This window comes from Chryseobacterium sp. KLBC 52 (assembly GCF_003347605.1).
In the GTDB taxonomy this organism is placed as follows: domain Bacteria; phylum Bacteroidota; class Bacteroidia; order Flavobacteriales; family Weeksellaceae; genus Chryseobacterium.
The window spans coordinates 43610-67784 of record NZ_QDFZ01000014.1; the positions used below are offsets into that span (position 1 = coordinate 43610).

Consider the following 24175-nt stretch of genomic DNA (forward strand, 5'->3'; position numbering starts at 1 on the left):
TTCACAGATACTTCTATCTATAAGACAGTGAAAATGAAAAACTTCCCCAGGGCATCCTTAACGTTATATTCACATTACAACCAAATTGTTAATAATTTTCATCCTTTTTCACATTTACTCAACATTAACGTCACATTTGAGCCCTGTTTTTCAGAAATATTTAATCTTATCATACCCAAAGTTCACAAAAAGTTAATTTTCCTTTAGGTAATTTTGTATCACAATATGAGCCCAACAGACTATACATTATTAAAGAAAATAAAATCAGGCGACCGTCCTGCATTTATGCTGCTGTATGACCGATACTGGGATAGTCTATATCGCTTTGTTTTTGTACGGACACGGGATAAAGAAGTCTCTGAGGAAATTCTTCAGAATCTATGGATGAAGATTCTTGAAAATACAGACGTGATACAAACCGATGAAACGGAAAGCGCCAAAGGCTACCTCCTCCGCCATCTTCATTACCGGATTATTGATTTTTATAACAGCTATAAAAAAGCTCCTCCTACGCTGAGTATTGATGAGTTTGATATTCCGAATGAAATTGAAATGGCAGATTCAGATTATTTTGAAATTCTTGAGGAAAATGAAATTTCTGCTTTGTTATCCATGATTGATGAGGTGGTTGCCCAACTTCCCTCAACAGAGCAGCAGGTCTACGATATGAGAATCAGAAAAAATATGTCTGTGAATGAAACCGCAGAAGCACTGGGAATCAGCAACAAAACCGTGAGCAATAAACTAAGCAAAGCTTTGGGAGAAATCCGTGAACAGCTGAATCCGGAGTATAAGTCTTCTAAAAAGCTGGTTTCTATTCTGTTGTTGATGGAGGTTTTGACGAGGTATTGAGTGTGAGGTACGGGTACGGGATACGGGTTTCGAGATACGGAGTTTCGTCAATCGTCAATTTTTTGCGCCTATTATCAAAATTCACAGCGCAGCGGATTCACCTTTCACTATTCACTAAAGATCGGTAGAAAACCAGTATTAAAGTCCAGGATTTTAAAATCGGCAAGGTTTGAATGAATGCTTTCATCATTATTGGTAAAAATGATAGTCTGCATTCCTGCTTCTTTTGCTGCCTTAAGCCCTGACTGACTGTCTTCAATGGCAATACAGTGCTCCGGAGAGACTCCCAGATTTTTTGCAGAAGTAAGATACACGGCCGGATGAGGTTTTCCCTGAGTTTCAAACTCTGATGAGTGAATGGTATCAAACAGATCACGAACCTGAAGTTTTTCAAGAACCACATGAGCTACACGCAAAGGAGCATTGGTAGCCAGCCCTATTTTATATTCTTTATTCTTAAGATTTTTAATAAATTCCTGTACACCAGACATTGTACAGTCCTGGCCTTGAATCATTTCAATTACTCTCGTCACTACTTTATTTTCGAGATCAGAGGAATCAAAATTTTCCCACGGAAATCTTTCATACCAGAATTCTGTGACCTCCTGAGTGGTCATATATTTGGTTTGTGCCGCCAGGTCATCCGAAACCTGCACGCCATAGGATGAAAAGACATCCAGTTCTGCCTGAGTCCAGAATTTTTCTGAGTCTATCAGAACACCGTCCATGTCAAATATTACTGCTTTTAAAGCCATTTTTAAATGATAAATGATGAATTATTGGCTGATTTTATACACACAGCGCTGTCCGCCGGAAATGATGTGATCTACTCTTTCCACGTTGTACTCCTTTCCTATCAACGATTGGAAATTGGATAATTCAGCACGGCAGAAGCCCTGGCATTCGGTAGCAGCAGCACATATCGGACAATGGTTTTCAATCAGATAATATTCTTCCCCTTCTTTTTTCCATTCTGCCATGTAACCTTCATCACTACGGACTTTTGCAAGGGATTCAAGGCGCTGTTCCAGAGATTTTGTCTTAGAAAGCACTTTTTCATACCGTTCATGGGTATTTTTTTCCCGGTCACTGATCAATAATTCCAAAGCATTTTCACCCAAAAGATTTTTTACTGATTTCAAAATCTGAACCGTGACATCTGCATGCGTATCCGGAAATTGAGACAATCCTTTCTCTGTAAGCGTATAATAAGTAGAAGGACGGCCCACTCCTTCGCTTTTCACCGAAGACCGGATCAATCCTTCCTGAGCAAGGTTGAGCAAGTGTTTTCTTGCGCCTTCTTTAGTGATCGACAATTCTTCAGCAATAAGAAGTGATGTAGCCTCCCCTCTCATCTTGAGAAACATCAGAATGCGATCTGCTGCCGGCTTTTTCATTTGACAATATTTTAGTTGTTTTATTTTTCAACAACAAATATAGTCATTTTCTATAATTTCAAAAAATCAGAGCTAAAACAAAGATTTACAATATCTTATTCATTCAAATCACAAAATTGATAAAACAACCTAAAAGTTGTTTTATTAAAATATATTTCTACCTTTGTGACACAACAATTAAAAAAAATAAATACGATGAACCCATTTACATTACCACAGTTACCTTATGCTTATGATGCTTTGGCTCCTTTTATAGATAAAGAAACAATGACGATTCACCATCAAAAGCATCATCAGGCTTATGTAGACAATCTGAATAATGCTCTGGCACAAACCAACGAAACGAATCCTGATCTGGATTCTTTATTACAAAGAATCAGTGAATACAGTCCTGCTATAAGAAATAATGGTGGTGGCCACTATAACCATTCTTTATTCTGGGAAATTCTTTCCGCTCAACCTAAGCTTCATCCTGAGGGGATGCTTCATGATGATATCACAGCTACTTTCGGAAGTCTTGACAATCTAAAAGCAGAAATGAAAAAAACAGGTTTATCACAGTTCGGTTCCGGATGGGTATGGTTATTTGTAAAGTTCAACGGATCTCTGGCTATCAGTTCTACTCCTAATCAGGACAATCCGATGATGGATATTCTTCCTACAAACAGAGGTTTTCCGATTCTTGGAATAGATGTTTGGGAACATGCCTATTACTTGAATTATCAGAATAAACGTGCTGACTACCTTGATGCTTTCTGGTCTGTACTGGATTGGTCTGCCGTTGAAAGAAAATATGAAGAAGCTTTGTCAAAAGTAAGATAAATAACACTGAAAGTAAACAAACTATGACTGAGGGAAATTTTATCAATAAAGCAAAGGCTTCAGGCATTATTGCCCTTGACCTTTCAGAATACAAACCCACTACGGAAATTGTAGAACTGGATATCAAAGATCATCTTTTTATGGGAATGATTGTGAAGGAGAAAGAATTTAAGGAATCAATTGCTGTGGTGGATTTTTCTATATACAATGAAAAAGCAGTAGGAATTATCTGCTCTACGGATGCCATCATTCCTCCGTGGGCTTACATGCTCATTATGGAAAAACTGTCTCCTTATGCTTCTTATGTAGATTTAAACAACGCAGAAACAATATTACTCGATCTCTGGAAACGCCGTCTCATTTACGCTGACCTTAAACAGTATAAAAATCAGAAAGTGGTGGTCCGGGCAAGTACAAATCATGATCCTGCTCTGTATTTATTAGCAGCAGGATTATTAAAACCTCTGGTAAAAACACTGATGTACGGCGAGATAGGATTACCTAAAGTAATTTTTAAACAATAAAAAAATGAAAGCAATTATATTCAACGGATCCCGGGAAAGAAGAGCTTTATCTACTTCCGGACTGATTTCGGATTATTTCTCAGAACATCTGAAAACGCTGGGAATTCAGACTGATATTTTTACCCTTGCGGATTCCGGTATTCCTCTATTTGATGTTACCCTTACCAAGACTCCTTTGGCTGTAGAGCGCATGACTCAGATGTTTACTGATGCCGATCTACATATCTGGCTGGCTCCTCTTTACCACGGAAGCATTCCGGGAGTGATGAAAAACTGCCTGGACTGGCTTGAAGTAACTGCCAACAGATACGAACCTTATCTTACGGATAAAACTGTGGGATTGGTATGCTGGGCAGATGGGCTGCAGGCTATGCAGGGAATCAACGCCATGGATTCTATTGCCAAATCATTGCGTGCATGGCCATTACCATTCAGCGTTCCCATTGTAAGATCGTCACTATTCGCAGCTGAACAATCTACGCAAATTTCAGAGCTCTATTCCGGTAAGTTTGATAAGCTTATCAGCATTGCCACCTCTAAAAAAATAGAAAAAACGACTATAAATCATTCATAACATGATAGAAACAGATATACTGATCATTGGTGCCGGCCCTGCAGGGTTATTTACGGTATTTGAAGCCGGCCTTCTCAAAATGCGATGCCATATTATCGATGCATTGCCACAGATGGGAGGCCAGTTATCAGAGTTATATCCCAAGAAACCCATTTTTGACATTCCCGGATTTCCAAGTGTCCTTGCCGGAGAACTCATCGATAATCTTTATGAACAGATCAAACAGTTTGAACCAGGCTTTACCTTTAATGAAACAGCCATTCACCTTCTCAAACTGGAAGAAAATCTTTTTGAAGTCATTACCGATAAAGGGACCAAACACCGAGCGAAAGCCGTGATTATTGCCGGAGGACTGGGAAGTTTTGAACCTAAAAAACCACCTATTGAAAATATTTCAGCTTTTGAAGAACGTGGAATTAATTATTTCATCAAAAATCCGGAAGACTATGCCGGAAAACATGTGGTAATTGCCGGAGGTGGAGATTCAGCGCTGGACTGGACCATTCATCTTGCTGAAATAGCTTCATCTCTTACTCTCATTCACAGAAGAAATGAATTCCGTGGCGCACTGGATTCTGTTGAAAAGGTGAAAAGATTAAAACTGGAAGGGAAAATCAACCTGATTACTCCTGCAGAAGTGATAGGAGTAAATGGTGAGGATTGTTTAAAGGAAATTCTGGTTGAAAAAGAAGGCACAATTCAGTCCATTGAAACGGATTACTTTATTCCTCTTTTCGGATTGGTTCCCAAGCTGGGACCACTAGTAGAATGGGGACTGGAGCTGGAAAAGAATGCCATAAAAGTAGAAAACAGCACCGATTTCCAAACCAATATTTCAGGAGTTTATGCCGTAGGTGATATTAATACGTATCCTTATAAAATGAAACTGATTCTATGCGGATTCCATGAAGCAGCCATTGCCTGCCAAAGTATTTATCAGCGTCTTAATCCGAATAAGAAATTTGTTTTAAAATATACTACGGTAAGTGGAATTGAAGGTTTTGACGGAACAAAAAAACAGGCAGAAAAACAGGTAGTCGCAACTATTGACTAAGTAGTATGGAGAATGAAATTACAATTACGGTTATCGACCAAAGCGGTACTACACATACTTTGCTATGCCCTTTAGAAATGGGACTTACCCTTAAAGATATCTGCAAAGCCTATGAATTGCCTATGGAAGCAATGTGTGGAGGCATGGCTATGTGTGCTACCTGCCATTGCTTTGTTTTAAGTGAACCCATTCCTCTTCCTGAAAAAAATGATATTGAAGAAGCCTTGTTATCAGAACTATTTACCTCCAGGACTACAAGCAGATTAGCCTGCCAGATTCATCTTACAGCTCAAATGGATGGGCTGTCGGTAGAAATTGCTGCAGATTAATGAGTTAAAAATAAAAATTAGCACACTTTATGCTGCTTATTTTCAAAGAACAGTGTTGAACTGCTGTAATTAAGTTTAGCGGGGATTTCCCAACTATTCAACGTTGAAGAAATCCCTTTTTTAAACCCTTTAAATTCAAACCATATGGCTATAAAAATAACAGATGCCTGTATCAACTGTGGAGCCTGCGAACCTGAATGCCCCAACTCAGCCATTTACGAAGGCGCTATCGACTGGCGCTGGAAAGACAAAACCAAACTTTCAGGACATATTACATTCCCCGACGGTACGGAAGATGATGCCGATGCTTACCATCCGGCTGTCTCAGATGAAGTGTATTATATCGTTTCCGGAAAATGTACGGAATGTAAAGGCTTTCATGAAGAGCCTCAATGTAAGGCGGTATGCCCTGTAGACTGTTGTGTAGATGATCCTGATCACAGGGAAACGGAAGAAGTACTATTGGACAGACAAAAATTCATGCACAGTGCTTAGTCAACTTCTATCTTTTATATTTAATTTCAACAAAGGCGGGTTTTAATCTAGTCATGGTCGGAAGAAAATTCCGACCATGACTAGGTTTTAATGCGCCTTTTATATTTTTTCTTCTCCGAAATCTTATTTTGCTTTAATCTCAGTGTATATTCTTTCAGTAAAAGGAGTTTCAACACCTACTTCAGAACCATATTTTAACACTGCTCCTGCAAATAATTCCAATTCGTTATCCTTCTTTCCGGAATTGATATCAAGTTGTAAGGAAGTTGGAGTTTCAAAAGGAAATGTGGAAGCTTTCTTAAAAGTAGCATCAATAATATCTTCCTGAAGATCTATTCCTTTTTTAGCAGCAATCTGTTGTATTTCTTTCATAATTCCGGTTGCTTCATTCTTTTGCTGTTCATTGGTACATACGGCTCCTATGGATGAGTTATGTTTCGCTGTGACCAATCCAAAGCTTGCTATGAATATGAATTTCGTCCAGATATCTTTTAATGAATTATCTTTAAAATCAAAGTCAATTTTACTTTCACTCAATAGCTCTGTAATCCATTCTATAGGGGCAGAAAAATGCTCAGGATCTCTTCCCACAATGATTTTCCCCGCATTACCTTTATGTTCTACAGTTCCTCTTTCCTTAATATGAGAAGCTACATACACACAGGTTGGAAGAACAGTATGATCAGGAATAATAGTACGTATTCTGTCATAGATATCTGCTCCGTTCATCATCGGAAGAAGGACAGTATCCTTATTAATAACCGGCAGTAATTGTTTACAGACATTTTCAAGATCATATTCTTTTACACAGATCAACACCAGATCAGGATTTTTGATCTCACTGATGTTCTGTACGATATCATTAGGATGGGTCTGTGAATTGGAATGCTCCGGAGATAACAACGTCAATCCGTTTTCTTTTACTTTATCAAAAGTTTCTCCGCGGGCGACAAATGAAACGGTATATTTTCCTGTAGTCTCATTGGTCTGATTGATTTTAAAACCAAAATAACCGCCTACACCACCCAATCCTACTACTACAATATGTTTTTTGTTCATGAAATTATTTTTAAGCAAAGATCAGCGATGACATCTAAAATATCACTTGACAAATGAAAAGAAATTACAGTTTATGAATATCTCTTCTGATCCGGCTCAGGGAACTGTCTTTAATTCCAAGATAAGAGGCAATCACTTTCAAAGGGACATGCTGAAAAATATCAGGATCTTTCTTCATCAGGTTAAAATATCTTGTGGAAGCCTTCTGACTCGCCATTTCAATCAATCTGTCATGAATATTATAATAATTAAGAACAAAAAGAAGCCTGCTGAATTCTCTGAACTCAGGAATGTTATGGAAATTATGCTGTACATTTTCCAATCCTGTTTCCCAGAAAACACAATCGGTTACAGTCTGATATATTTCTTTGGTAGGCTGCTGCCTGAAAAAGGACAGAAAATCATTTACAAAACAGGGAGCTGTATAAATATTGGTCGTGATCTCCTCATTATCTTCATTCAATATAAATGAACGGACATACCCTCTTTCCAGAAAATAGGTTTTGGTACTGATGGCATCCTTATCCAATAAAACAGTATTCGCTTTTAACTTAAAATGACTGAATTTTTCAGTAATTTTTTCAACTACCTCAGCCTGGATACTGAATAAGGAATGAAAATAGGTATTAAGTGATGATTTGTCCATTAAAATGTCCTCATAAATATACTTTGAGCCATCTAAAGTAGCGATAATTCGTGGAAGTCTGGTTAATCAGATGCTTTAAAACCACCCCGTCAAAAATTCTTTGAATTTTCGCCACCCCTCCAAAGGAGGGGAATTTTTCTCATCATTAGAAATGGTACACCTAAAACCGTTGAGACTTACATGACTTATTTTATTTCAATTTCACGGCTTTTGTTGCTATGAAAGTAGGAAGGTACTGATCAATTAAAAAACGTGGATTGGGTTGCATTTCTTCAGTAAAATCTGCAATCATAAAACCTGCCTTCAACTGTCCTCCGATAAGATCTGCAAGGGTATGTCCGAAAACCAAAGCTTCATTATTCTCCAGTTTTCTGTTGATCTGATCCTGATCCAAATCTTTTATATCAGCATAAGGAAGTGTATATTTCGGTCTGATAATTCCCTCTTTTATATCCTGAGGATTCCGGTCTGCTACGAACACTACAGGATTAAAAAAGCTTGCCAGCAATGCTCCTCCTTTTTTCAAGACTCTATAAGCTTCTCTCCAAACCGGATTCACATCTTCTACATAATGATTGGAAATCGGATGGAATACAATATCAAAGGTTTCGTCTTCAAATGAACTTAAATCTCTCATATCGCCCTGAACTGTTTGCAATGACAATCCATCACGTTCTGCCACCTTTTCATCCTGCTTCAACTGTTCTCCGGAAATATCAAAAACTATAACAGAAGCTCCTGCTGCAGCCAAAACCGGAGCCTGCTGCCCTCCTGCCGATGCCAGACACAGAATTTTCTTTCCTTTAACCTCTCCCAGCCATTCTTTATTCAGTGGTTTTGGGGTCAGATGAACATCCCATTTTCCTCCTTTTGCATCATTGATCAATTCTGAGCTTACCGCTTTTGACCACTCATTCTGGGCTAATGCCTGTTTGTTCCAGGCAGCTTCATTGTGTTGTAAAAAATTAAATTCCTTATCTTGCATAGTATTCGTTTTCATATTGCATCTCTTATTTACAATGCTTTATATAATTCAAATATAGAGACTTTAAAGATGACAATAGTAGATTAGAACTCTATTTTTTTCAAAAAAATCAAATTCCATGAATATTTTTTATTAAAAAAAACAAAACCATTAAACTTTTGAGTTTAATGGTTTCCTATTCCATCACCGAGATAATAATACCAATTATTCTTCAGACATAACTTCATCATAAGTAACAGGGTCAGTAACCTCCTGATATTGTTCCCACTCTGCTTCAAGCTGTTTATTGGTTTTCATATCTTCTTCGAGCTTTAATGTTTCACGGTATTGTTTTGCCTCTGCTACCAGCGTCCATTTACAGCCAATCCCCATTGAATCAATGTAATTTCTGATATCGTGGATATTTACTTTAAAAAACTCTTTTCTTGGATTAATTTTATTCAGTTGGCTTCTTAAAAACTTCTTATGAAGCTGTTTCTCCAAAGCCGGAGCATCTTCAGCATAAATCATAGCATGAACATCAAATTCAAAAGGAACACTTGCATCACCCAGCTCACGAACACGATCAAGAGGATCAAGACGTCTTGTCATACCAATTTTATAAACATTCTCCCCAAATGAGCCAATGTTTGAAATAATATAAACATTCCCTGTTCTGGTCTGCTGTGCCATAGATATCGCTCTTTGATTTTTTTCTTCTGCCTGAGTAAGCTTTTGTTGTAGCTCTTCAAGCTGTTGCTGGAAAAGTATCTTTTGTTCTTCATTGGCCCTTGCTACTTGCGATTCCGCCTTCTCTATAAGTCTTTTTAAGGTTTGTTCTTCTTTTTCAGCATCTTTAATAGCCTTTTCATATTCCTTGCGGGCTCTTTCTTCTTCTCGAATCTGCTCACGAATTTGTCTCTGCTCTTCTTGTTCTTGCCATTTCAGTTCCTGAGCAACAACTGCCCATTTTAGTTCTTCAATTCTTGCACTGTGATAAACCTCAGATATTCTGGCATTTCTAAAAGCCTGTCCGTTGAAGTTTACCAACTGGAATGCATCATCCATCTTTTGTTTCAGAATACCAAAGTTATCTTTCTTTACTGATGCTAAAATAGAATCTACCTTTCCATTGTAAGCATCAATAACAAAATCAATAGCTGTATTTCTTCTTGATTCATCCATATAATTACAAATACCAGCTTGTCTGCTAACAATCATAAGCTTATTGTTATGTCGAAGTTTTTTAAGATTTTCACCAGCCTCCTTATGCCCGAAGTCTTCCGCTAATTCATCCAATAAAGTATAAGTAGGGACCAAATATTCATTACCATACCCTTCAATAACATTTTTCATTGCTTTTATTCTATCTGCAATCTGATCTGATTCTCTTAAACTTCGATAAGCATCCCCACCTATTGATTCTGCCCTCGCTTCAGCATTATCAAGAATACGCTTAGCTTCGTTTACTGCATTTTCGTACAGTAATTCAATCTCTCGTCTTTTTTTCTCGGTAGTTTCCTTTACATTCCTACGAAGTTCACGGGCTTCAAGCTGTGCGTTGGCAAGCTCTTGTCCGGCCCTGTCTCTTAATCTCAAGCTATCTCTTTCTGCCTTTTTAAGAAGGTAATCGCATTCAACTTTAATATCAATAATGTCCTGATACTTTCTCAATGCATCATTATGTTGTGATAATTCAGCTACTTTTCTGCTTAAATTACTTTTATCAATCTGTAATTTAGAAACCTCCATTTTCAAATGGTTATTCTCTCCTTTTAGATTTGTAATTTGAGTATCTTTGTGAAGAGATTCTTTTTTAAACTTTCCTGATGTACTGAATGCGTAGAGCATTAATATAAACAAAACAATAATCAATAAAATTGCCATGGTTGAGATTTTATCCGGCAATATTAAATAAAAAAAAACGTTACAACTTACGGTAAACCGTAACTTAAAAAAAGCCACCTTTTATATTTAAGAATATTAATTCCCGGATTATAGTGAATGTATCAATAGCTTTGTAATTTATCACAAATTTTGTAATTTTCTTCTTCAAAAGCAACCTGCGCAGATCATCATTATGGACAATGATTTCACTTATACCTTCATCGAACCTGACAAAGAAATCGCAGATTTTGTTGAAAATCTGGGAACTTTTCATAACCTTTCAGATGAAGCTAAGGAAGTAGTGATCATTCCTGATGGAAGAATTGATTTATTTTTCTCACAGTCGGCTTCAGAACCTTTCCATATTACCCTTCTCGGACTGGAAACCTATCCTGAACAAAGGTATATAAATCCTCATACCACTGCATTTATCGTTAGCTTCAAACCTCTTGCTGTGGAATATATTTTAAATACTTCCATCGCTGATTTATTGAATACCGCAAAAGAACTTTCTTCTGATTTCTGGAATTTTAAAGCTGACGATATAAAGGATTTTAGCCATTGCTGTACAAAAGCCACTCAAAAAATAAAAGAATTGCTTCCTCAAAAAGCAGATGAAAGAAAAATCAAACTTTTTGAATTGGTGTATGCTTCAAAAGGGGAAATGAGCGTACAGGAACTTTCTGAGAAAACAGGATGGGGCAGCAGACAGATCAACCGGTACTTTACCAAACAACTGGGTTTGTCATTGAAAGCCTACGCTACTATTTTGCGATTCAGAGCATCATTGGAACATATTGCCCAGGGAAGACTTTTCCCGGAACTCAATTATACCGATCAGAATCATTTCATCAAAGAAGTAAAGAAATTTTCAGGAGTTGCTCCTAAAGAATTATCCAAAAATAAAAACGACCGATTTGTACTATTATCTGTATTGAAAGGAAAATAAATTTGCATTGTAAAATTTAAATCAACAATGCTGACAGACAATAAATCAATAGCAATCGTTGGTGGTGGTCCTGCAGGACTTACACTGGCAAGACTTTTACAACTGAAAGGGGCAGATGTAAAAGTATATGAAAGAGATTTTAATAAAAATGCCCGTGTACAGGGCTCTCCTCTTGATATGCATGAAGATTCAGGTTTGGCTGCCATACGCAAAGCAGAACTTCTGGAAGAGTTTAAAAAGGCTTTCCGTCCGGGTGCAGACAGAACTCTGATCATGAATGAAAAGGCAGAAATATTTTTTAACGATCATGAAACAAAGCCTGAAGAAGATTTCGGCCATGAACATTTCCGTCCTGAAATAGACCGTGGTCCATTAAGAAATATGCTGCTGGAATCTCTAGATCCTGAAACCGTTGTCTGGGACAGTCATTTTCTCTCTATGGAACGTCAGAATGAAGGCTGGCTGCTGCATTTTAAAAATGGAAATTCGGTGTACGCTGATCTTGTCATTGCTTCAGATGGTGCCAATTCTAAAATCCGACCTTATCTTACTGATCATAAACCTGTTTATTCAGGAATCATTATGCTGGAAGGAAATATTTCAAAAGAAAATGCGCCTCAGATTGATGCTTTGATCAAAGGGGGAAAAATTATGGCATTCGGAAATTCTCAAAATATTTTACTGGGACAAAAAGGCAATGGAGATCTCGGATTCTATGCAAGCTTTAAAGCTGATGAAAACTGGCCTGCCACCAGCGGCCTTGATTTTTCTGATAATGCACAGATGCTAAAATGGTTCAAAACAGAATACCCGGAATGGGATTCTATATGGGAAGAATTGTTTGAAAATGCTGCAACTCCTTTTATTCCACGTTTGATTTACTCTATGCCTTTAGATCAAACATGGGAAACTCTTCCCAACCTCACATTGATTGGGGATGCAGCCCACGTAATGCCGCCATTTGCGGGAGAAGGTGCTAATATGGCCATGCTGGACGCCCTGGAACTGAGTGAATATATTACCAGTGACAAATACAACACCTTACAGGAAGCCATTTCCGGCTATGAAACAGCAATGCAGAAAAGAGCTGCAATTGCCACACAGGAATCTCTTGAGAACGGAGAACGGATGCATTCTGAAACCTCATTAACCACTATGCTTGATTTTTTTAACGGTCATCTGGCTTCATAAGTAAAACAAAAGGCTGCCTCATCCCGAGACAGCCTTTTTAAGTTTAATAAACTCTTTTTCTCTCCGCTTTTAGATCCTGATACGGAGATTCATTCGTGCCGTTTATTTTTTGATTAATTTGGTGTTATAAGTGTTTTTCTCATCTTTTATGGTGATCACATACATTCCTTTGATCAGAGAAGCAACATTCATTTTTCCATCAATCTTACCTTCCTGAACAAGTCTTCCATCTGCACTGTAAATTTTGTAATCCCCTTTACCTTTAAGATTCTTCACTTCTACAAATGTATCTGCAGGATTAGGATAAACAGATACCTCTGACGATTTTGTGTCTACTGTTTCTCTCACAGCAAGCGTGCTCGCAGTAATTTTCACAGGAAGGTCCACAATACCTCCGGCCTGGCTTTCCAGCTCACCACATACGCTATTTAAGGCACTCGTTGCAAATTTACCAACCACTCTCATTCTTAACACCTTATCTCCCGAGTAAGTGGTAGCAGGAACAGTGAAGTTAAAACCTGGTAAGCCTATATTACCTGCATTTGTTGTCGCTGAAGTCTGCCCTACCCTTTCTGTAGCTTCAAATACTCCGTTTCTATTGTAATCAATCCAGGCAGATACATTTACCGGCATTCCGTTTTGCAAAAGATTCCCTATTCTAGGCGTAAGTGTATAGGTGCTGCCTTGTGTCAAATTAACAACCTTAGTAAGATCTTCGCTTAAATCTTTATAGGACCTTGCTGTAAGATCACTATAATCAAGATTTGCAACAGTAACTTTTAAGATGGATCCTACATAAGGTGAACCTGAATTTAAAAGGCAGTAATCAACTCCGGTCTTTAATCCTTTTGTTTTGAATGTATAAGTATTAGAGAAAGTCCCGGAAACAGAATTAACTACAGCCGCTACCTGTACTTCATAACTCGTTTCATCTTCTAAATTATTCAGAACTACAGAATTTGCCTGACTTACAGCATTAGACCAGTTTCCTGTTCCTGTTTTTCTGTAGTTAACAGAGTAAGTCGCTCCCGGAACACTATTCCAGGATACTCTTGCTGTTGTTTTGAAAATCTCAGTATCTATTGTAGAAATGCCTGTAGGTGCTGATGTAGGAGATGTAGGTGCACTGCCCACGTTGATAGCAGGAGAAACAGCATAGAAGATATTTCCTACAGCTGAAACTCTTAGTTTTACAGCTCCATTTATATTTCCTGGCATTTGTGCGCTATAGCTTCCGGTATTTGGTGTTGCAGCAACAAGGTTGGTCCAGGTTGTGCCATTATCTGTAGTATAATCTATTTTCACACTCGCTGTGTTATAAGGTGCAGCATTTGTATTGGCAACATCCCAATAGATTGTGTTTACAGCATCATTATACAATACTGAAGATGTGGTAAGCCCATTGAATTTGAACGGTCCATCATTCCCTACAGTCACTGTAGTTGTTGAACTTGAAACCATAGGACGCTGAGCATTCTGATCTCTTACTGTTACAGCATAATTCAATGTTCGGGGGATATAAGATACTGTTTCCCATGCCTGCTTGTCTGTTAGATTTCCATTCATCACACTCGCTAACGTTGGAAAATATCTTCTTCCGTTTGCTGTTCCGGGAACTGATCTTGTTAAAGCTCCTTTTGGGTTGTATCCCCATCCGCTATCCCCTGAAATTGTAGAAAACTCATCGGTACTGTCATTCTGTTCCCAGGTATAGTTTACAGGATCATTTTCTGCATCAGTAGCTGAAGCTTCAAGATAATAAGCGGTTCCTTTAGGAATACTATAAGCTACCAATGGATTAATTGCTGGTGCCGTATTATTGTTTATATTCTGAGAAGCTCCGCAATTAATCTTGCTTTCCAGATTAGTTAATACCTGATCAATCGATTTATAATGGAAATATCCATCAGCGTTCGCCTGCACATTATCATAGGTAATCCCGGCATAGCCCATAATAGTAGTTCCTCCTCCGGGCTCTACATTGGCTCCCTGATTGGCATCTGTAACAGAAGTATTTGAAAAGGTGTGATTAGCTCCCAACTGATGTCCCATTTCATGCGCTGCAGTAAAGTCAAAAACTTCACCTACAGGAACAGGTCCCTGGGTGTAAGCAGAACCTTTTTTTATTTCAGTATTAGTGGCCGGATCTACACAGACAATTCCTATTCCTCCTGCATTTCCACTTCTTTCTGCGTTTTGATTAAGAACGTGCCCGATATCATAATTGGCATTTCCCACTACAGAGTTAAGGGTCTGTTGCAGCTGGAGATTTAAATTATTAGAATAAGGATCTGTTGCCGGATCAAGATAGATGATATCAGGAAGATTCTGAACGGTAAGATGAGCCCCGAAATCACGTTCAAAAACTCCGTTTATTCGGGTCATCGTATTATTCATGGCAGCCAGTACTACTCCTTTTTTTACGTCATCTGTTGCATTGGCCGGAGTACCTGCTGCAGTTAACTGATATTGGCTGTATTCTCCTGTAACGGACAATGCCATTCTAAAATCTCTGTATTTTGTGTTGGTAGGTCTGCTCGCAATTCCAACTCCGGAAAGCATTTTTTTGCCATTCTCTACCAGTTTATTGATAGTCTTGAAATCACGTTCCCCTGTATCACATTTAAAGCCATGTTCTCCCTCATTCTTTGTTTTATAGAATACTCCATAAGTTTGTTTATCAGCACTTATCGGCTCTATAAACTGGAATATACCATTTTTAATAATCATAGACTGCATATCGTTGGGAGATGTACTGAATCTTAAATACTTAGACGGATCATCTACGCCCACTCCTACATATGATCCAAGCTGATATCTTTCGGCCAGCGACACATCCATCACAGGATTGCTATACACAGCAAATTTCTCAATCTTTCCTTCTACAGTAGGTAAAGAAATAATAACCGGTCTTGCACTTTTCCCGGTTTCTTCAGCATTTCTCAGCATTTCCCGAAGAGATTTAAGATCCACTCTATAGGAGTGCTGCACTTCAACTCCTTCTCTTATCTGTGAAGTTTTCTGAGAGACAGATTCCCATCTCTGAGCATTGAAAACCGTAAAACAAGATGCTAATGCACAAACGAATAAAATTCTTTTTTTCATAGATTTATTTAAAATTACTTTGGTTGTATGATTACATGTTGTTTATTTTTTATCAAAAAGATCATTTAAGATTCTAATTAACACTACAAATAAATATTATGATAAATTCAATAAAATAAAATCAATGATGAAAAATTCACAACAAATCACTTCGCAAAACTTATATATTCTCAATAAAAAACAAAAATAAATGATACTACACGCGTACAACAGCAGAGACAATTCATTAATTATCAATAACTTATATTTCACACTAAATTTAGTTCCTACATAAATCTATTATTTATGAATAAGTTTTTATTAAAAAATTCGATCTGAAAAACGGATAAAAAATATACTGAAAATCAGTTAAAAAAAGATGAAATAGAAAAAGAAGAACTAAATATTCCGTCTAAAAAAGGGAAACATTAAAAAAACTATTGAGATTTTTAAATAATAAACCAGATCGCAGAAAACAATATTCAAGTTATTAAAAATCAAGTATTTAACAACCTGAATAAAACATGTAGTATCTGTGTAGTACAATCTTTTTTCCTCTTTCCACTAAAAATTTTCATATTTGAACCATTGAGACCACTAAAAAAAACCGAGTGGTGAAAAGAGAATATTTCGAGTACTGTCTGACCTGATAAATCAGACAGTTTTTTTTTGGATTATTTTAAAGTATCAAAGAAATGGTAAATATCTGTTTCTCCCGGAATATTTAATTTTTTTCTGATTCTGTATTTTTTCTGCTGAATACTCCGATGCTGAACCATCGTATAGTTTGCTATTTCTTTAGAAGTAAAATGTAGTTTAAGCATTGCGCAAAAAATCAGTTCAGAGTTTTCAAGATTGGGATTTATCGTTAAAAGCTGAGCAATAAACTCCGGGTAAGTTTCTTTAAAACGATCCAGAAATTCAGGATCATTCTTTTTACCGAGTTCTATAACTTCTTCCTGTTTATTGTCATTCATTCTTATTTTCAGATTTTCAGCTTCTATCGTAAGAATTTTTTTCCGTTTCCTTAAGGCAATAATAATTCTCCAGGCATACAGCCCCAACAGAAAAAGTCCTATAAGCGACAGGGAAACGATCCAGTATATTTTACTTTTATGATGGCTGGCATCCTGCTGGGTTACTGTAATAAAAGACTCCATATCCTGATTAATGGTAGCCAGCAGGGAGGAATTTGTTCTGTAAAAAGCATCTGTATAGGCTTCCAAATAAAAATAGGCCTTCTCTTTATCACCGGTACGTTCATATAACATTCTGAGATCATTATAGATATACTTACCATAATAAGCGTAGACACGTTTTGTTTTATCATTGATTTTCAATGCCTTTTTCAGAGCCTGTTCTGCCTTATCATATTCTTTATAATAAAGAAAATATTCCCCCATAATGGTATTGGCATAAAGAGCTATTCCGTCCTCTTTACCTCTCATATTGGCTTTGTTGTAAGCAGTCGTTATATATTTATAGGCAGAATCCTTGTTTCTCCGTATATACACATAATCACTGATAGCACAATCTGTAAGACCTGTATCATCCAGTTTTTTCGCTTTATGGAAATATTCAAGGGCTTTTCCATAGTCTTTTTTTTGAACAAGATAAATAGCCTGTCTGAAATAAATGCTGAAAAGCAGATCGTTTTTAAGTTCTGACGGATCACTTTTCTTTATAAAATTCATGGCTTCATTATTATATTGAAAAGCTTTATCAATCCTCCGAAGCTCTATATTGAAGCGGCCATACACATTATAAAACCTGGCTTTATGGAGATTGTCCTCTGAATCTTCCAGAATTTCTTTTGCATTATCAAAGAGAATCTGCGATTTTTGAAAATTTTCAAGCGATATATTAAGTTCTGCCAGATTGATATAACACAGTGCCTTCCCATCTTCATAATTCATTTGATCGGCCTGTTTATAATATCTTTTATTGAGATTAATCAACGAATCATATGCTCCTTCTAATCTGAACCTTTCATTCTGCTTCAGTAAAGCGGTGTCAAATTTCTTTTCAGCCTCTTTCTTTGAATGAGAATGGCACGAAACTAAAACAAAAAGCAACACAGAAAGAAAAATACGCATCATATGTTTCTCTAATTACGCTAAAATTGATGATTAAACAATGATCTTATTAAGATGAAATTTTGTATAATTATAAAAGTATCAATGGTTATTTCTGATAGGATCAACAATAAAATCTTTTCATAAAACAGAATCCTGCCGCTTTTATTGTGATCTATTATTGTATTCTGTCAAGTTTTCAAAAAAGTCATAAATATCTGTTTCTCCGGGAATATTCAGTCTTTTTCTGATCCTGTATTTCTTCTGTTGAACAGACTTGTGCTGTACAAAAGTATAATCTGCAATCTCTTTGGAAGAAAAACGTAATTTCAGCATTGCACAGAAAGCCAGCTCTGAATTCTCAAGATCCGGATTGATCTTCATAAGTGATTTAATAAAATCAGGATAGAATTCCTTGAATTTCAACAGGAAAGAGGAATCATTCTTTTTAGCCAATTCAATCACTTCCTCCCGTTGCATTGTCTGGACATGATTTTTCAATGTATCGGTTTGTTCTTTTAAAGTATTCTTCTTCTTTTGTAAACCATTAATTATTTTCCGGACATATACCCCTGAAACGGTAAGCACTGTAATGGATAATGCAATAAATAAAGGAAGATCATTTTTATGCCAGTCTGATTCCTGCTTCATTTCTGAAATAAAATCTTCCGTAGCTTTATTCATAACGGCAAACCGTTCTGCATCAAACCTTCCCTCCTCTTCCATATATTTCTTCAGATAAAAATAGGCCTTGCCTCCGTCATTTTTTTTCTTGTACAGTGCTGCCAGTGCTTTGTAGACTTCTTTTATATGGGAAGAATAAGTCCGTCTTGTCTTAATATTGATCTCCAGTGCTTTTTTAAGTGCTTTTTCAGCCTGTTCGCTATTATCAATTTCATTATAATAATATCCCATTGTATAATACACCCAAAGAGATTCCACGTCTGTTGTTTTCTGTCTGATCATTTTTTCATCTGCCCTAGCAATGTATATACCCGCAGAATCAGGTTTATGGGTAAATAAATAATATTGTGCCACCATACAATTGGTATACGCCGAATTTTCCAGCATATTTGCTTTGGTAAAACATTTTAAAGAAGTTCCATACCATCCTTTCCATGCATAGTAAATCCCTTTGTTTACATAAAGTCTTGGCAGAAGTTTCTGGGTAAGTTTCGTTTTTTTTGCCTGTTTTAAATAATAAAATGCTTTACTATTACATTCTATAGCCTTATCATTGAGTTTAAGGTGAGAATAATAAAGGCTGTAATCATCATAGAAGACTGCTTTGTGGTAATTGTTTTCAGAATTGATAAGGTCTTTTTCTGCTTTATTGAAGAAAAAACGGGCTTTTTCATAATTCCCTGCAGAAACATTTACACCTGCCATATTCAGATAGCAGAGTCCTTTTCCACCTTTGTAACGCATTTTGGCGGCTTTTTTCAGATATTCTTTATTAAGCCTGACAAAAGCTTCATATTCACCGGACAGCTGAAGTTCTGAACTTTCAGTCAATAGAGACACATCAAAGTTTTCCCTGTCTGCATTTTGAGAATCATTGTGACATGAAAATATAACAAGCAATAACCCCACGCAGATTGTAAGGGCAACTATTTTCTTTATCCCTTTTGAATGTTCCTTTATCTTTTTAAAAATGATTAAGTCAATTTTTCCCATCATCACACTTTTCCCATGTGTATCCACATATCTACCTATTCACTTATTTACAAATAAGCTGATAATTACCTGACGTTATTTTAATATTATTCCCCAATAAGTGTTATAAATATACATAATTTATCATGTTTTTTATGAAATAAACGAGTTATTTCGCAAAAATGTAATATTGAAATAAATAATGTAATATCCCCACTTTAAACAAACACTTTTTAAAATTCCCATATTGCATTGATATACGTATTCTGATCAAAAAAGTGTTTATTGTGTCTATAATAAGACTATCTGAAATGAAAATTGTTACAAATAGATAAGACCAATGTATAATTTTAACTATTTATTGCAAATTCCGTTACCTGATAAAATTATTTCATCTTTGTATATTAATATAAATGAAACCTGATGAGCATGAATTATATTTGTTATCGAAAACTTCACCCTGAAGAAAGTAAAGCATACCGCACAATCCGTCTGGAAAGTCTTGAACAATTTCCCGAATCATTTTGTGCCAACTATCATTAAGCCCTGAAAATTGAAAAATTTCAATTAGAAACCGACATTGAAGAACAGACTTTTGGAAAATTTGTATTGGGTGCCTACGCAGATAATGTGCTTATCGGCATATGTACTTTCGTCAAAAGCGCCAAAAACTCCGGTACAATTTACCAAATGTATGTAAAAAAGGAGTTTCAGGGGAAGAATATAGGTCAGGGATTGCTTGAAGCTGTTATTCATGAAGCAGGCAGGCAATTTAACGATATTGAAATTCTTTTAGAAGTTGCCCCGGGAAATGATAAGGCTTACAATTTATACAGAAAGACAGGATTTTTAGAAATAGAAAACACTTCTGCCCAGAATATCAATAAGGTTATTATGATGAAATATACACCTCAAAAAAATTGAATAACCATTGAAAGTCTTAACCAGAAACCTAGCACTGCATAGTTAAATATTATTATGTAATTGGGGTATTTACTACATTTAACAGAGAAAAAGGATACCACTACAATGTATCTTGATTTTTAAAGTTAAATTAAACATGAAAACGGAAAATTTTGAAACAATATGTGAAGACGGTATAAAGCTTAGAGGAATTCTTCTTATTCCGGATCATCCGAAAGCCGTCATTCAGTTTAACTGCGGTACGGGAACAAAGAAAGAATTCTATTTGTCTTTCCTCACCTATCTTGCTGAAAATGATTTTCTGTGCTGTCTTTGGGATTACAGAGGAAGCGGAAATTCTTTTTCCGGAAGTCTGAAATCCTGTGAGTTCACCTTTTCAGATTATGGAGTAAAAGATATGCCCGCCATCAAAGATTTTCTCAATAAGAGATTTCCTGATCTTCCGTTTATGATTGTTGGTCATAGTGCGGGCGGGCAGCAAATAGGATTTATGAAAAATCTGGACAATGTAAAGGGAATGATCAATTTTGCTGTATCAGCTGGATATTACATGAATATGCCATTCTCTTACAGAATGAAGGCGTATTTTTATTTTTACATTTTTGCGCCGATAAGTGTTCTGATGACAGGATATGTAAAAGCCAAAACCTTTGGATTAATGGAAAACCTGCCTAAAAATGTAGTCTATGAGTGGCGAAACTGGCTTGAAAAGAAAGATTATTTTTTCGATGCTCAATTTTATGGTACCACTGTTCCTACAGGGCATTTCAAGAATTATGCATTTCCTATTCATTTATTCTGGACTACGGATGATACCATTTCAAGCCAGAAAAACACTGAAACATATTGGCAGCATATTGACAGTAAAGAAGATATTACTTTCACAAAACTGGTTCCTTCGGAATTAGGATTAAAAAAAATTGACCACTTTGGTTTTTTCAAAAAAAATATGAAAGACAGGCTTTGGGAAAACGTAGTAGGTACATTAAACGGTTTTCTTTAAATATTTAAAAAAATATTTTTCAGCATTGAAATTCATCAGAAGAAAAATATCAGGCAAGAAGATAATGATCATATTGAGTCTAAAGTAATAATTTATAAATCAACTATTTAAAAAAACAAAATTAAATTACTATTGATTATTTTTTTCTACTTATTTTTCTTTTTATAAAGCCTTTTACCAAATTTATAAATTTCAAACCACAACACACAAACAGAAGCTGTAAGCAATGCCCAGCCAAGCTCTTTTAAAGAAAGAGAAGTCACACTGAAAAATTTTGACACAGGAGCCAGATACAGAATTACCAAAAGCAGAAGAAGAACAACAACAGAAATTCCTGTAAGCAGTAAATTACGGTTTTTAAAACTCTCCACTACGCTATAATAAAAAGAGCGGTTCACGAAGCTCAGGAGTATATTGGAAAATATAAGAGTACTGAAAACCAGCGCCCTCGTTTTAGTTTCATCGTTTCCACAATCCACAGAATTCTGGTACATCCAAAGGATTCCAGCAGTAATAACCAACCCCTGAATAATACTTAATGTGAGTTCCCTCCAGTTCAGAAATGTATCTGTAAGAGCTCTGGGAGGTTTCTGCATCGCGTTTTTTTCTATAGGTTCATTTTCATAAACAATAGAACACGTTGGCCCCATAACCAGTTCAAGAAAGATTACATGTACCGGCGTAAATATATGTGGAAATACCCAACCCAGAAATAATGGTAAGGAAACAGTAAGTATAATAGGAATATGAATGGAAATGATATACTGAACGGCCTTCTTTATATTAGCATAGATTCTGCGTCCGGCAGCTATACCGGTGACAAGTTTATCCAGATCATCATTGGTTATAACCAGAGCTGCAGCAGATTTTGCAATTTCAGTACCTTTATTTCCCATCGCCACTCCTATATGAGCAGCCTTCAGTGCAGGTCCGTCATTCACTCCGTCTCCGAGCATCGCCACAATATGACCTTGTTTTTTTAATGCTTTAACAACTTCAAGCTTTGCTTCCGGGAACATTCTTGTAAACAGTGTTGCATTCTCGGAAAGCTTTAATAAATCTTGTTCTGAAGTTGTAGTAATTTCATTTCCGTTAATTGCCGGAGCATTGTTTTTAATTCCGGCCTGCAATGCAATAGCCTTTGTAGTATCTGCATTATCTCCGGTAATTACTTTTACTTTAATACCTGCTTCGTAAATATGCCTGAATACGTCTTTTATCCCTTTTTTAGGAGGATCATAAAATACCGTCAATCCTAAAAAATCAAATATAAAATCCTGCTGTTTATCAGGGAAATTATTTCCTTCAAATTGAGATTTAGCCACTCCGAGCACTCTGTATCCCTGTTCACCAAAGTCTTTAATTACCTTTCTTATTTTATTTTTCTCGTCCTCTGAAAGATTTGAAACAGCGATAATAGCTTCAGGGGCTCCCTTAGCTGCAATCATTCTGTTTTTTTGTGAATTCTCAAAAAGGTGGGTCATCATTGGAGGTTTTCCCTCCAATGGATATTCATGAACCAACTGATAGTCTCTTCTCCTGTCGGGCCTTTGGGTTTGCTCGTATACTTTATGCAGCGTTACCTCCATAGGATCAAAAGGTACGGGCTCACTACTCCACATTGCATAATCAATAAGTTCATTCAGTTGGTTTGTTTCAAATTCTGTCTCCTGATAAATTTTATCGGAATGATAGTCATAAAGATATTTCAACTGCATAGCATTCTCAGTAATTGTACCTGTTTTATCGGTACAGATTACAGTAACGCTGCCCAAGGTTTCAACAATACTGCTTTTCTTTATAATGATTCCTTCCCGCATCAGTTTCCAGGCTCCCAGAGCCATGAAAGTAGTAAAAGCTACGGGAATTTCTTCGGGAAGTACAGACATGGCCAATGTAAGCCCGCTCAAAAGGCTGGTTACAAAATCACCTGTTTTGACATAACTGAAGATGCATACTGCCAAAAAAATGATTATTCCAATAACAGCCATGCTTTTTACAAAGTTTCTGATCTGAATTTGTAAAGGAGATGCTTCTGTTTTTATATCCAGAATAGATTGTCCTATTCTTCCTACTTTCGTTTCTTTTCCTATATTTTCAACCTCAAAAACAGCAAGACCAGAGACGGTAATTGTTCCGCTATATACTCCGTTATCTTCTGACTGGCTGTCTTTGAAAACAGAAAAGCTCTCTCCCGTAAGCGAAGATTCATTCACAGAAAAATCGTTGCTGTGAACAATTCTTCCGTCTGCATTGATGAGATTTCCTTCTTCGGTAATGCATAAGTCTCCGACAGCTATTTCAAAAGTGGGAATATTGACTATCTTTGAATCTCTAATCACCTTACTCAAAGGTTCGTTAAGTTTTTCAAGTTCCTCCAGTGCCTTTTTACTGCGGTTATCCTGATAAAATGAAATGGCTGTAACTGCAATAATGGCAGCCAACATAAACAAAGCCTCTCCATAATCACCGGTAAGAACATAAACAAAGGAAACACATATCAGAAGAAGGAGCATTGGCTCTTTCAAAATACCGATAAGCAGGTCTAGCCATGATTCTTTTTTCACCGCTTCAAGACGGTTATATCCGTACTTTTTCCTGGAAACCAATACTTCCGCTTCCGTAAGGCCTTTCAAATCCTGAGGTATATTATAATTCATATGAGATGGATATAATATTAAATTTACTCA

21 protein-coding genes are annotated in these 24175 nt (G+C 36.5%); 11 read left to right on the top strand and 10 right to left on the bottom strand.

Translation table 11 applies throughout. From position 1 onward, the window contains the following. Window positions 1–225 precede the first annotated feature (225 nt). Window positions 226–852, top strand: coding sequence for an RNA polymerase sigma factor (locus tag DDF69_RS15290; RefSeq protein ID WP_114821530.1), 627 nt, complete (start codon window positions 226–228; stop codon window positions 850–852). Between the two features lie 107 nt (window positions 853–959). Here DDF69_RS15290 and hxpB read toward each other — a convergent pair whose 3' ends face one another. Both hxpB and DDF69_RS15300 read right to left on the bottom strand, forming a co-directional pair. Continuing rightward, a complete protein-coding gene (gene hxpB / locus DDF69_RS15295; RefSeq protein ID WP_114821531.1) occupies window positions 960–1607 on the bottom strand; it encodes a hexitol phosphatase HxpB in 648 nt (215 codons plus the stop codon). Between the two features lie 21 nt (window positions 1608–1628). Then, the gene (locus DDF69_RS15300; RefSeq protein WP_114821532.1) at window positions 1629–2249 is read right to left on the bottom strand and encodes a helix-turn-helix transcriptional regulator; all 621 of its coding nucleotides are present in this window, start codon (window positions 2247–2249) and stop codon (window positions 1629–1631) included. 195 nt (window positions 2250–2444) lie between these two features. On the opposite strand from DDF69_RS15300, the gene DDF69_RS15305 reads away from it, so the two are divergent. The 6 genes from DDF69_RS15305 to DDF69_RS15330 all read left to right on the top strand — a co-directional run bounded on the left by DDF69_RS15305 (window position 2445) and on the right by DDF69_RS15330 (window position 6047). Then, window positions 2445–3071 carry a superoxide dismutase gene (locus DDF69_RS15305; RefSeq protein WP_114821533.1) on the top strand — a complete coding sequence of 209 codons (627 nt, stop codon included), beginning with the start codon at window positions 2445–2447 and terminating at the stop codon, window positions 3069–3071. 23 nt (window positions 3072–3094) lie between these two features. Then, window positions 3095–3595: a DUF2480 family protein gene (locus DDF69_RS15310; RefSeq protein WP_114821534.1), complete on the top strand. Its 501-nt coding sequence runs from the start codon at window positions 3095–3097 to the stop codon at window positions 3593–3595. 4 nt (window positions 3596–3599) lie between these two features. Further along, window positions 3600–4169, top strand: coding sequence for an NADPH-dependent FMN reductase (locus tag DDF69_RS15315; RefSeq protein ID WP_114821535.1), 570 nt, complete (start codon window positions 3600–3602; stop codon window positions 4167–4169). 1 nt (window position 4170) lies between these two features. Continuing rightward, window positions 4171–5223, top strand: coding sequence for an NAD(P)/FAD-dependent oxidoreductase (locus DDF69_RS15320; protein ID WP_114821536.1), 1053 nt, complete (start codon window positions 4171–4173; stop codon window positions 5221–5223). Between the two features lie 5 nt (window positions 5224–5228). Continuing rightward, entirely contained in the window at window positions 5229–5552 is a 324-nt protein-coding gene (locus DDF69_RS15325) for a 2Fe-2S iron-sulfur cluster-binding protein (protein WP_114821537.1), read from the top strand. A gap of 144 nt (window positions 5553–5696) precedes the next feature. Continuing rightward, entirely contained in the window at window positions 5697–6047 is a 351-nt protein-coding gene (locus DDF69_RS15330) for a 4Fe-4S dicluster domain-containing protein (protein ID WP_114821538.1), read from the top strand. A 123-nt stretch (window positions 6048–6170) separates the two neighbouring features. Here DDF69_RS15330 and DDF69_RS15335 read toward each other — a convergent pair whose 3' ends face one another. From DDF69_RS15335 to DDF69_RS15350, 4 genes are all read right to left on the bottom strand, one after another. Beyond that, window positions 6171–7106 (bottom strand): ketopantoate reductase family protein, encoded by a 936-nt coding sequence (locus DDF69_RS15335; protein WP_114821539.1) that lies wholly within the window; start codon window positions 7104–7106, stop codon window positions 6171–6173. Between the two features lie 64 nt (window positions 7107–7170). Beyond that, the gene (locus DDF69_RS15340; RefSeq protein WP_114821540.1) at window positions 7171–7752 is read right to left on the bottom strand and encodes a Crp/Fnr family transcriptional regulator; all 582 of its coding nucleotides are present in this window, start codon (window positions 7750–7752) and stop codon (window positions 7171–7173) included. A 190-nt stretch (window positions 7753–7942) separates the two neighbouring features. After that, window positions 7943–8737 carry a class I SAM-dependent methyltransferase gene (locus tag DDF69_RS15345; protein ID WP_114821623.1) on the bottom strand — a complete coding sequence of 265 codons (795 nt, stop codon included), beginning with the start codon at window positions 8735–8737 and terminating at the stop codon, window positions 7943–7945. A 204-nt stretch (window positions 8738–8941) separates the two neighbouring features. Next, complete coding sequence (locus DDF69_RS15350) at window positions 8942–10603, bottom strand: DUF4041 domain-containing protein (RefSeq protein WP_114821541.1); 1662 nt, start codon at window positions 10601–10603, stop codon at window positions 8942–8944. Window positions 10604–10796: 193 nt separating this feature from the next. Here DDF69_RS15350 and DDF69_RS15355 point away from each other — a divergent pair, with 193 nt between their 5' ends. Both DDF69_RS15355 and DDF69_RS15360 read left to right on the top strand, forming a co-directional pair. Beyond that, the gene (locus DDF69_RS15355) at window positions 10797–11552 is read left to right on the top strand and encodes a helix-turn-helix domain-containing protein (protein ID WP_114821542.1); all 756 of its coding nucleotides are present in this window, start codon (window positions 10797–10799) and stop codon (window positions 11550–11552) included. A 27-nt stretch (window positions 11553–11579) separates the two neighbouring features. Beyond that, entirely contained in the window at window positions 11580–12743 is a 1164-nt protein-coding gene (locus tag DDF69_RS15360) for an FAD-dependent oxidoreductase (protein ID WP_114821543.1), read from the top strand. 102 nt (window positions 12744–12845) lie between these two features. Here the strand turns inward: DDF69_RS15360 and DDF69_RS15365 are convergent, their stop codons facing one another. The 3 genes from DDF69_RS15365 to DDF69_RS15375 all read right to left on the bottom strand — a co-directional run bounded on the left by DDF69_RS15365 (window position 12846) and on the right by DDF69_RS15375 (window position 19606). Beyond that, a complete protein-coding gene (locus DDF69_RS15365; protein ID WP_114821544.1) occupies window positions 12846–15848 on the bottom strand; it encodes a reprolysin-like metallopeptidase in 3003 nt (1000 codons plus the stop codon). 653 nt (window positions 15849–16501) lie between these two features. Then, window positions 16502–17926 (bottom strand): tetratricopeptide repeat protein, encoded by a 1425-nt coding sequence (locus DDF69_RS15370; RefSeq protein WP_162800945.1) that lies wholly within the window; start codon window positions 17924–17926, stop codon window positions 16502–16504. Between the two features lie 141 nt (window positions 17927–18067). Then, window positions 18068–19606 (bottom strand): tetratricopeptide repeat protein, encoded by a 1539-nt coding sequence (locus DDF69_RS15375; protein ID WP_114821546.1) that lies wholly within the window; start codon window positions 19604–19606, stop codon window positions 18068–18070. A gap of 531 nt (window positions 19607–20137) precedes the next feature. Here DDF69_RS15375 and DDF69_RS15380 point away from each other — a divergent pair. Then, entirely contained in the window at window positions 20138–20482 is a 345-nt protein-coding gene (locus DDF69_RS15380) for a GNAT family N-acetyltransferase (RefSeq protein WP_228412016.1), read from the top strand. A 136-nt stretch (window positions 20483–20618) separates the two neighbouring features. After that, the gene (locus tag DDF69_RS15385; protein ID WP_114821547.1) at window positions 20619–21485 is read left to right on the top strand and encodes an alpha/beta fold hydrolase; all 867 of its coding nucleotides are present in this window, start codon (window positions 20619–20621) and stop codon (window positions 21483–21485) included. A gap of 146 nt (window positions 21486–21631) precedes the next feature. Here the strand turns inward: DDF69_RS15385 and DDF69_RS15390 are convergent, their stop codons facing one another. Beyond that, window positions 21632–24145 (bottom strand): cation-translocating P-type ATPase, encoded by a 2514-nt coding sequence (locus tag DDF69_RS15390; RefSeq protein ID WP_114821548.1) that lies wholly within the window; start codon window positions 24143–24145, stop codon window positions 21632–21634. Between the last annotated feature and the right edge of the window lie 30 nt (window positions 24146–24175).